Source organism: Moorena sp. SIO3I6, from assembly GCF_010672095.1.
In genome coordinates, this window is record NZ_JAAHHU010000198.1 from 1 (window position 1) to 9,687 (window position 9,687).

At 43.5% G+C, this 9,687-nt stretch carries 10 protein-coding genes; all 10 read right to left on the reverse strand.

All coding sequences use genetic code 11. The annotated features are described in order from the left end of the window. Positions 1-83: 83 nt before the first annotated feature. The 10 genes from F6K49_RS30830 to F6K49_RS30875 all read right to left on the reverse strand — a co-directional run bounded on the left by F6K49_RS30830 (position 84) and on the right by F6K49_RS30875 (position 9,533). Positions 84-473 (reverse strand): hypothetical protein, encoded by a 390-nt coding sequence (locus F6K49_RS30830; RefSeq protein ID WP_293102761.1) that lies wholly within the window; start codon positions 471-473, stop codon positions 84-86. Next, on the reverse strand, positions 451-627 hold the full coding sequence (locus tag F6K49_RS30835) for a hypothetical protein (RefSeq protein ID WP_293102764.1): 177 nt from the start codon (positions 625-627) through the stop codon (positions 451-453). The genes F6K49_RS30830 and F6K49_RS30835 overlap by 23 nt, the downstream gene beginning before the upstream one ends. A gap of 177 nt (positions 628-804) precedes the next feature. Beyond that, positions 805-1,395 (reverse strand): FHA domain-containing protein, encoded by a 591-nt coding sequence (locus F6K49_RS30840; protein WP_293102767.1) that lies wholly within the window; start codon positions 1,393-1,395, stop codon positions 805-807. Continuing rightward, a complete protein-coding gene (locus F6K49_RS30845) occupies positions 1,367-1,594 on the reverse strand; it encodes a hypothetical protein (RefSeq protein ID WP_293102770.1) in 228 nt (75 codons plus the stop codon). Before F6K49_RS30845 ends, F6K49_RS30840 begins: the two co-directional genes overlap by 29 nt. A gap of 66 nt (positions 1,595-1,660) precedes the next feature. After that, complete coding sequence (locus tag F6K49_RS30850; protein WP_293102773.1) at positions 1,661-3,055, reverse strand: VWA domain-containing protein; 1,395 nt, start codon at positions 3,053-3,055, stop codon at positions 1,661-1,663. A gap of 439 nt (positions 3,056-3,494) precedes the next feature. After that, positions 3,495-4,037, reverse strand: a complete 543-nt coding sequence (locus F6K49_RS30855; protein ID WP_293102776.1) for a hypothetical protein — start codon at positions 4,035-4,037, stop codon at positions 3,495-3,497. 154 nt (positions 4,038-4,191) lie between these two features. Then, on the reverse strand, positions 4,192-5,553 hold the full coding sequence (locus tag F6K49_RS30860) for a vWA domain-containing protein (protein ID WP_293102779.1): 1,362 nt from the start codon (positions 5,551-5,553) through the stop codon (positions 4,192-4,194). Further along, positions 5,495-6,589, reverse strand: a complete 1,095-nt coding sequence (locus tag F6K49_RS30865; protein WP_293102782.1) for a hypothetical protein — start codon at positions 6,587-6,589, stop codon at positions 5,495-5,497. The genes F6K49_RS30860 and F6K49_RS30865 overlap by 59 nt, the downstream gene beginning before the upstream one ends. Positions 6,590-6,598: 9 nt before the next feature. Beyond that, positions 6,599-8,623 carry a hypothetical protein gene (locus F6K49_RS30870; protein WP_293102786.1) on the reverse strand — a complete coding sequence of 675 codons (2,025 nt, stop codon included), beginning with the start codon at positions 8,621-8,623 and terminating at the stop codon, positions 6,599-6,601. A gap of 4 nt (positions 8,624-8,627) precedes the next feature. Beyond that, a complete protein-coding gene (locus F6K49_RS30875; RefSeq protein ID WP_293102789.1) occupies positions 8,628-9,533 on the reverse strand; it encodes a hypothetical protein in 906 nt (301 codons plus the stop codon). Positions 9,534-9,687 lie beyond the last annotated feature (154 nt).

Here is a 9,687-nt window from a genome sequence, read left to right on the forward strand (position 1 = left end):
TGATTTTGCGACCGCAGTCTTGGGAAATCCCTGTTAGTTTAATAATGGCTCTCACCACTCCTCTCCCAATCCTTGCCTAAATCCTAGTCTCTATCACTGTTTCGACTACTTTTGCCTAATGGATAGCTTATTAAGGGGGGCTGGGGGGGATCATAATCTTGCGGAAAACTTTGAAAACACGCCCTAGGGTTAATAACCACAGAGTCTTGGATGGTACTAGCTAGTAATTCGGCAATCATGGCATAGTTACCTAGCTTTTCCCGTAGCTGTAATTCTCGACTTAGCCCACCGTCACTAGACCCCACACGCAGCAAGGCCAAGTTGGTTGTAGTGGGACTGGGGTCGGTAGACTCAAGGTTGACTTCAAAGTAGTGAATACCTACTGTCAATTGACCTAGGTATGACCGGACTTTGACGTGATAGTGGTCTATCACGAATTCTGCATCTTGTTCAATGACTAAACCATTGGTCATAAGCTGGTATTGATTGAAATTCCATGGTTGTGAGATTAGGGAGCAGGGAGCAGGGAGCAGGGAGCAGCTCACAGGGGTAGGTTTTTAACAAAGACGTGAGGTGTGGGGTGTAGGGGGTGGGGTGTAGGGTGTGGGTGATAAGAAAGCGATCCAAAGCGCGAGCCTGTTCCCTTGCTGCATCGCTTCTTCGTTGTTTTCCTTTTCCTCTCCCTGTGATCCGCCCCCGACCGGTCGGGGGTTGGGGGTGAGGCAGGACCCAAATGTAAAAAACCTACCCCTGTGAGACACCCCACACCCCACACCCCACACCCCACACCCTATACCCGTCAGCTTAGGGGCTTTGGAAGAGGAAACGAATTTTAGCGATCGCAATTTCATCTCCGGGATTGATGGTTTCGGGTCGGGTAATTTTGGCATTGAAGCGGGTTTTACCAGCAGGCTTGATAAAAACACCATTGGTAGAACCAAGGTCTTTGATTTTCCATTGCCCTCCCTCTCGATAAATTTCTGCGTGATGGCGGGAGACTGTCTCGTTACCGACAAATGGCTCTAAGTCAATATCAACAGGACCCATATCTGGATCAAAGATGCCAATAAGATTGCTATCATCTAGCGGGAATTCTGGGGTAGGAGCATCAGCTTGCTTAGCAATCAGTCTCGCTATTAAAGCAGTATTAGTAATAGGAGGAGTTGGAGGTATAAAGGGCTCAGGTTGGGGTGAGTCTGGGGTGATTGATGGAGGGGGATCAAGAGGTTGTGCTGGTGTAGTTTTCCAGGGATCCGGCTGAGGAGGTTGGATTAGGTTTGGTGCTTGAGATTCAGGTGCTACTTGGGTTTGGGATTGTAATTCAGAACCACAAGCCTCACAGAATTCTGTTCCTTCTGGGTTTTTATCATAGCCACAAGTTGAGCAGGTAATCATTTATCATTCCTTGGTGAGTAAATATATATAAAGGGAATAGGGAATAGGGAATAGGGAATAGGGAATAGGGAGCAGGGAACAGGGAGCAGGGAACAGGGAGCAGGGAGTAGGGAACAGGGAGTGCGTAGGGTGTGTTAGGGGCGGGTGAGTCCTGATGTTCAAGCTCTTCGTGGTTGGGACAGCCCGCACCGTAACGCACCGTGAACTGCTGACGGCTGACGGCTGACGGCTGACCGCTGACTGCTGACTGCTGACCGCTGACGGTCTAAGTTCCTGAGAGGTTACGGATCTGTTCTTCTGAAAGTTCAGTATTAATATCTCCGCTCATTTTGATAGTCTTACCTTTGGAACCCATTTTGATGGTTTTACGAGTTCCAGAAGAAATCTTGCGAGTTTTGCGTAACTCGTCTTGAGCTTGATTGAGAGAGTCAAGCATGGCTTGGTTGCCAATCCTAACTGTCATCCGACGGGCAGTATCTAAGAGTTTTCCTGCTTCTTCGGGATTACTATCAGCCAGTCTGGTGGCTTGAGTGACTAGCTCAGAAATATTGCACTGTTGTACATAACCCATTACTTCTGGGTCTACTTGTGCCGCTCCGCTCTGACCAGCAACAAATTGAACTACGAGATTTTGAGGTGGCAGCTCACCTCGGCGATTTTGTCCTGGAATATCGTAGGTTAAACCAAGTTGAGCAATACGTACACGGGAGCTGGCGTGACTGTCGATGCTGAATTCCAGAATAAAGACTGTTTCATCATTAGCGATAGCGGTGCCAATCAGATAGGGGTATTGAATCAGGGGAAATTCCGCTTGATCAGGGTAAGCCCGGACAACACGGGTGAGTTTTACCCCCTTAACTGTCTTGGCAGTAAGGGTAAGGTTATTAATCACTTCCTGTTGGGCTTGGCTAAATTCTCTAAACAGGATTTGGGGTAAGTCCCTAATAGCAACATCAGTACCTGTGGCATCTCCTGAAACGATATGGTGAAGGTGACCAGCGGTAGTATCGCTAAGGTTGATCAGTAAGTCTTCATTGTAGTCACCAACTCCCAAGGCTGTAATGGGGATACCGTTTTCGGCAAATTGTTTCGCGAGTTCCCGACATTCTTGTTCATCAAAGGCTTGACCATCAGTAAAGATTAAAGCATGACGACTGGTCATGGTTTGACCAGAGAGCATAGTCAGGGTCTGCTCCATCCCTTTGCCCATGCAGGTGCCACCACTGTAGTTGCGGAGTGTCTCAATCCCTGCTTCTAACTCGATAGTTTGAGTTGCTGGTGTTAGTCCAACAATAGTAGAGGCTTGGTCGTCAAATTGGATAATGGCGATGCGATCGCTTCCACCTAACTGGTTAGACCCCACTAAATTTAACAGTGACTCAATCACAATATCGATCTTGGTTTTGCCGCCGATCACTTCCTCATAGTCTTTTCCATCCTGTGTGTAAAATCTGCCTGTGGGTTTTGTCTCCCCTTCCACCACTTCATACATGGAACCACTAGTATCGATCACAAAAGCAAAACTAGTTGAGGGTAGCTGGACTGCCACATCTTTAGTTGGTCGCAGTTTCAACATCACAAATAGTTTCTGGTCTGGGGTATCCGCAGGCAGAAATTCACGATGAGGAGTGATTGTTACATCTAAGGGTGGATTACTCATTTTTGTATAGGGTTTTTATTTGAGTTGTGAACATAGGATTGAACTAAAAAGGGAGCAGGGAGCAGGGAGCAGGGAGCAGGGAATAGGGAATAGGGAATAGGGAATAGGCAAATTCGTAATTGTGAACAGGTAAAAAATTATGTGTACCTCATAGTTATCAAAAACGCAAATTTTGCGTAGGGTGCGTTAGGGGTGGGCTCGCCCTGATGTTCTGTTCGTGCCTTGTTGAAATAGCCCGCACCGTAACGCACCACCCAAACAGCAAAAATGAGATGCACCCGGTCAAAAACTCTAATCATTGTTGTCAATTCATTTATAAATATAGAGATAATAAATGAATTGTGATAATTTTTGATGCCCTACTCCCTACTCCCTACTCCCTACTCCCTACTCCCTACTCCCTACTCCCTACTCCCTGTTACCAAATTATACAATAAGTCTAATTAAAATTCAACGGCGGCAACATTCCTGAAATAGGTTCTATCCCCGACAAATCTGGGTAAATTGGATGGGGGATTTCTTGATTACCGGATTCTTTCAGGTTACTGATATCTGACTCGATCATTAAAGGCAAATCCAGAGTAATTGAACTGTATCGAAAGCCTTCTTCTATGTCTTGTATCCAGGTTTTTATAATTTTAGCGAGATGATAATCATTAATTTTGCATAAGCTTTGCTCTTGAAACCAAGTTCTCAGTTTTTCTCGCTCTGATAAGGTAAAAAATAGAGCGGGATTATCTTCCTGACTTTTGTCTAGAGTAATGGCATACCTGAATTCATCTTCTATCTCCTTTATATGGAGAATGAATGTATAGTTTACCATTTTATAGGAGTTATCAATTGGGTTTTGTTTTAGGGAATCGGGAATCGGGAATCGGGAATCGGGAATCGGGAATCGGGAATCGGGAATCGGGAATTGGGAATCGGAACCCACCCCTAACCCCTCCCAGGAGGGGAACGGGAATTGGGAATCGGGAAACAAGATTGTTTGGCTCCTTCCAGATAGGGTTAGTAATTATAATGGTGTAGTTGTGAACTAGACCAGGAAGAAAACTCTACCGGTTGTGCTGGAGATGATGCGATCGCGTTACCTTTTCCCGACTCCCGACTCCCGACTCCCTGTTCCCTTTGATATATTAATCTTCTAGTTCTTCTCGCTTTAGATATTGTCCCCAGAAGTAAAATGGCACTGCACCTCCAACTCCCATGACGACGAACGTACCAACAAACATGGTCAGTCTAATCGGGAAGGGAAGTGACCACCCGAAGGAGGTAATTCTGTAAGGTTTAGGTTCAGAGCGTCCTGTGGAAACATGTCGGGAATCAACTTTAACCTGAACCTGATGCCTTTCCGCCCGTATCGGGTTGGGGTCATTGTAGGTGATTTCATACTCACCGAGCAGAGCATCAAGGAATACTTTCAAGGACTTGCCAACTTCTTGAGCATCCCCTGAAATTTGAAAAATTCCTCCAGTAGTCCTGGAAATTTCGTCTAAGCGATCGCGGTCTACGAACTCTTTTGCTGGGACTTTGTTTGGTGGCAATTTTTTCTTGCCATCCTCAGTATAAAAAACGTCTTCCCTTGTTGCTTCTTGTTTAGAAAAGCCATTGTTTCTATACTTCTCGGCCAACTCTCCAGGTGTTAAGCCATAGCCCAAAGTATGCACAATAATATTATCATTGTCTTGGATCAGTCTCTTGAGTTTTTCAAATTCCTGTTCTTCTGCTTCTTTGGTTGGCGATGTACTGTGATAACCATCAGATAGAAGAATAATCGAAAGTCGGGGCTGTTGAGGCTCAGGTTGCCAGAATTTCTCTTTTTTCGGATAGAAGCGAGGGTCACCTCTTTCCTCACTTAAGAAATTTACTGCTTGAGTCAGGGGTTCGTAGACATTAGTGGCAGCACAGGGTCTTTCACTGGCAAGCTCATCAAGAGAGTTTTGGAGTCCGGGGTCTCCTACAGGAAAAAATTTATTGAGTGTGGCTTGATTAACAGGATAGCCGCCATCTGGGCAATCTTTGGGATGGGGTTCACCAAAGGGAACAATTGCTACTTGAGTATCACTACTGCGATCTGCTGTATTTTTGATAAATTCCCGAATCGCTGCAGTGGCTCCCTCCAGTTTGCTTTGGCTAGAGTCTGGTTTATCGTCATTTTTCATACTGCCACTCATGTCCAGTAGGAAGATAATCCAGGCCGAAGGCTGTTCAGCTTCTGTGGGATTTTTCCAATGCTTGGGCTTAAAGGGAACTGGATCATTATTGACATAGACCTGGAAATTTTCATCGGTGAGATTGGTGACAGGTTGGTCATATTTATTTTTGACTTCGATGCGAATTGTGACCTGTTCATCGTCAACGGTGGCATTAACAATTTTCGCTTCTTGTGCCTGTACTCCACTAGGATAACTAAAGCAACCTGCACACAACATTAGCCAACTAAGCTTGCGGGTCAAAGAAACGATTGTAGTAGACAAAGCGATAGATTTTTTCTTCATTTTTACCTCCTGGGTAAAGGCTTTTAAAGGTCAATACATGGTTATGTTTCAAAATAATCTCGTCGCGGTTTTTCAAGGGTTTACCGTTAATTTCGATAGTATGGAAATGTAGGGGATTGGGAGATAAAATTGCTTGGCGCTGCATCACGACTATGTCTGCTACATGGAGTGGCCTTCCAGGCAGATAAATATCAGAGCCTCCTTTATGGTTTGCCTGTTTGACAGCAGAGCCAATTCTAATCGTGCCACTAGCAGGTAATTGAATTGACAACCCCTCTTCGATTTCATCGGCTTTACTTTTACTGACAAATTTCAGTAAAGGGTTGTCGATTTTGGGAAAAGGATTATTTACGTTTATCACCCCTGGCTCAATATTTTCATAGTTATCTCCCGTGTATTCAAAACCACCACCCGCTCTCAGTGCTGCCATATAACTTGGTGAATTGGTAATGCTAAACACTAAACCGAGCACTAAGCCTAAAATCGAGAATCCTAGAGGGTCTTCAAAACCTCTGTTTTCGATCTCACTCAACAGTGGGCGCATCGATTCAAACAGCAGAGCAGCAACTAACGCTGCACCACTAGCAGCAATCATACTAGTTCTTAACCGTTGTTGGAAGCGTTTGGGATCCCCTGCTTCCACACTGCGCCACCACCAAGTCAGTCCCTCTGCCAAGCCTACTGAGCTACCAATTAAGAGCCAACTTAGGGGTCTAATAATAATTCCTGGAATAGGAGATAATAATAGGATTTGGTAAATCACTCCAGAAATTAAACCGATGATAATTCCTAAGGCAGCAGCAATCAGGATCGGAATTTTGGCAATGCGGAGGTTTAGTTTAAATCTGGTGGGGTTACTAATAAAGATTTCATTAATTACCATCCCCACCGCTAAGGAGATAGCAATGCAGGGAAATAGGACAATTTCTTCTGGAATTAGCCTTGACAAGCCTAGGTTAGTAATTGCGACTTGACCTATATTCCAGCCAATTAATGCTGAGGTTATGCCAGCTAGTATGTAAATGTAAATCCGCATTTTTTGATGTCATTGTTGGTTTTGTTTATTCAGCTTTTTGAGTAGATGTTCTTTTGTTTGATTCATTAATATATTATAGGTATAATCACTATTTTCTGATTCTACATTGGGCTTGAGTATGATTCCATTAGGAATAATTCTTTGACTTTTTTGATATTTGTATATAGCCTGTACCCATTTTTCTTTTTCTTTTTTATTCTTAGTTATTTCAGGATATTGCAGATCTTGATTTTGAAGAATTTCTTTGATTGCATTGGCAACTTGATCATCTGGTTCATAGGGCTTATCATCCTCTTTTAATTCTTTTTTATTTTTTTCTAATTTAGGTTTTAGTTTAGTGTCATTAACCAGCTCTTTGAGAATATCCTGAATTGATTGACTGGTTACATCAATTTTTTTTAATGCTAGATTCTTAGACTCTTCAGTCATTTTAGGGTTCCACTGGGAATTTTTTACATAATTTGACAATTCAGCTGTTTGTTTGTCAATTTTAATCAATGTATTACTCACGAAAGCCATGAATACTATAATTATGATTATTTTTATCTTTTCAAATATATAGTTTGATTTTTTATGTTTTTTATGTGACTTAATCATTACTTGTATAGGCTTTATAAGCAATTTATTATTTAATTTAATCAAGACTTTATTTAATATAATAAAACCATTTATATTAATTATTGGCTTATTTTTTTGTTTTTCAAAACCAAGCTTATTCAAAACGGCATCTAAAGAATTATCTTTAAGTAAATCACTCAATTGATACAGAGGATTAGCAGACTGTTTGTAGTCTTGATATTGGCCATTTTCTGATAAATAAGTTTTAACATCATCTATAAACGTCTGGCGGGAACCCTTCCAGGCACTTTTATCATTTTTTAGTAACCAACAAACAGCTTCAGGAGTGATTTTTCCTGCTAGGAGTTCAGGCAATATTCCGTTCATGTCCTTAGCAAGTCGCTCCGGTGGTAGTTCGGAACCAATAGCCTTTTGAAACTCTACGAATATATCTTGGTTTTTGTCATGTTTACTCCTACGATCGTTCTGATTAAACCAAACCAAAAACTCTGGTAGGGTTTCTGGAATCACCATGGCTCTGAGAGTTAGTAATCTTACGAATTGAGGAGTATATGAGTTCTGAGTCAGAGCATGTTGGGCTCCTTGACCATCAAATAACCTGTGCCAGTAGTCTGAAGTAATTTTTTGGTTCCCTAATGCCGTTTTTATCTCAAGAACCGCTTCTGATTTCACCTGAGAACTGTTCATCAAGCGTTTAATTGCTGACTTTAGTGCCTGTTCGTCTACCGTTGCTGGCATCACAGCTAAGGGAGGATTATCCTTCAGTTCCAGAAAACTTCCATAGGCACGCTCACTGGCTGGATGAATCACAACAAAGCTCCAAGGGTTCTCTAAGGCTTCAGCATTGTAAGCCCAGGACACCGGCTCAGCTCCAGCTTTTATTTCAGCTATTTTGTTAATCAGTCTGAAATTATTATACTGATACTCCCGTGAGAGCACTATCGGCACAGATTCATTTCTAAAATCCTGCTCAAGTTTCTCTGAGGGGATTTCAAGTGGTATAGAAATCTCTTCTAAAGGATCTACTCTAGTCTCAAAAGGATTAAAAACAGGCAGATGGCCTTCTCCCTGGGCATAGTCCTCCATCCAGCTCAGGATTTTACCGAGACTATCTGCCCCCTGACAGAGGAAATAACGATACACGGAAAGGGGTCTTCCCCCATCATCCCTACCCCGAGTCACCACTGCCACCACTGACAAATCCGGCTCTCCTGGCACAACTCGACCAATTACTGCTGGCTGGTTACTATTAGCACCCTCAACTACAGCAAATCGTTTATTAGCGATCGCGCGCTCCACCGTATAGGGAATCTTGTCTAAAGTGGCATTCATGTACCGTCCAGTGAAGCCTCTGGATATCCAGCCCCCATCTGGGGTCATCTCAGCGTTGATACCAGTGCTAAATTCGTGAATGTCAACAGTAATAGTATTAGGATTATCATTAAAAGAGTCCATTGTTTCACTCCTGGTCTAATTTTCTATGGCGTTGGCCAGTACAAAGCCAGTAAATCGGAGCTACTAAGCCAAAGGGTTTCCAACCCTGGGGATTTTTCAGGATTGATTCCTTAATTCCCTCACGGTCTCGACTAATACGCCTCATGTTTGGTTCTGGATGGCGCTCCCCCAACATGCCAAAAGCTGAGGTAGTGAAGCAATCAATGCTTCCAGGTCCAGATTGCTCCCAAGCCTGCAATCTCTTCATAACTTCAGGAAAGCGAGCGTTTGCTACATACTTAGGTTGATGGCGATTGACCCATAATTCAGGCTGTTCGCACTTAGTCAGAACTAGGGCAATGCGCCGGTGTATCACCCCTGTTTCGGCTCGGTCTAGTGCGATCAAAAATTTATCCAGACCATTGGCATACTCTTTGTCTTTGCGATGAGCTAAGCCATCAAGCAGTAACATAATGCCGTTGGCTTGCAGGGCATCTTCTAGGTAATCCCCAAGCAAGGGCGTACCGGATTGGTACAACACATCTTGGAAAAACTCGCCAGAATAGTCTTTACAATTGATGTTGAGCCTTTTCAGCCGCTGCCAGGAACACTGGTCTTTCAGAACTATCTCGATACTATAATCTTTAACCTCATCGACATTAGCATCCAAGGGAGTCCCTTCTAACTGCTCCCCTTGTTCTAAAAGGTTCTTGGCTTTGGCGATTAGTGCTTCCCCATCTTCATTAATTGGTGTTACTGTCTGCACTGGACTGGTGGAGGGGTCAGCTCCAGGCCAACGAGCCAAGGCAGCCATGTAGGTAGTTTTGCCAGATTTACGGTCTCCAATTACCCGCACACTAGCACTCAGTTGTGCTGGTTTAGGCAGGATTTTTTTCCCTAACTTATTTTTTCCTAACCACTTATCAAGCATTGACTCCTAAGCTGTTGTCCATTTAGAATGTATGGTCTTGAAATTAACTAAAAAGTGGTGCGTTACGGGGTGGGCTATTTCCATCAGGGGCGAACAGGCCGAAAATCCTGGTTAGCCCACCCCTAGGGCCTGTCTTCAAACTCGGAGATCCCCC

Bases quoted from the DNA above. Each gene is read 5' to 3' on its own strand.
- F6K49_RS30830 (WP_293102761.1), bottom strand. From the start codon at position 473: ATGACCAATGGTTTAGTCATTGAACAAGATGCAGAATTCGTGATAGAC.
- F6K49_RS30840 (WP_293102767.1), bottom strand. From the start codon at position 1,395: ATGATTACCTGCTCAACTTGTGGCTATGATAAAAACCCAGAAGGAACA.
- F6K49_RS30850 (WP_293102773.1), bottom strand. From the start codon at position 3,055: ATGAGTAATCCACCCTTAGATGTAACAATCACTCCTCATCGTGAATTT.
- F6K49_RS30860 (WP_293102779.1), bottom strand. From the start codon at position 5,553: ATGAAGAAAAAATCTATCGCTTTGTCTACTACAATCGTTTCTTTGACC.
- F6K49_RS30865 (WP_293102782.1), bottom strand. From the start codon at position 6,589: ATGCGGATTTACATTTACATACTAGCTGGCATAACCTCAGCATTAATT.
- F6K49_RS30870 (WP_293102786.1), bottom strand. From the start codon at position 8,623: ATGGACTCTTTTAATGATAATCCTAATACTATTACTGTTGACATTCAC.
- F6K49_RS30875 (WP_293102789.1), bottom strand. From the start codon at position 9,533: ATGCTTGATAAGTGGTTAGGAAAAAATAAGTTAGGGAAAAAAATCCTG.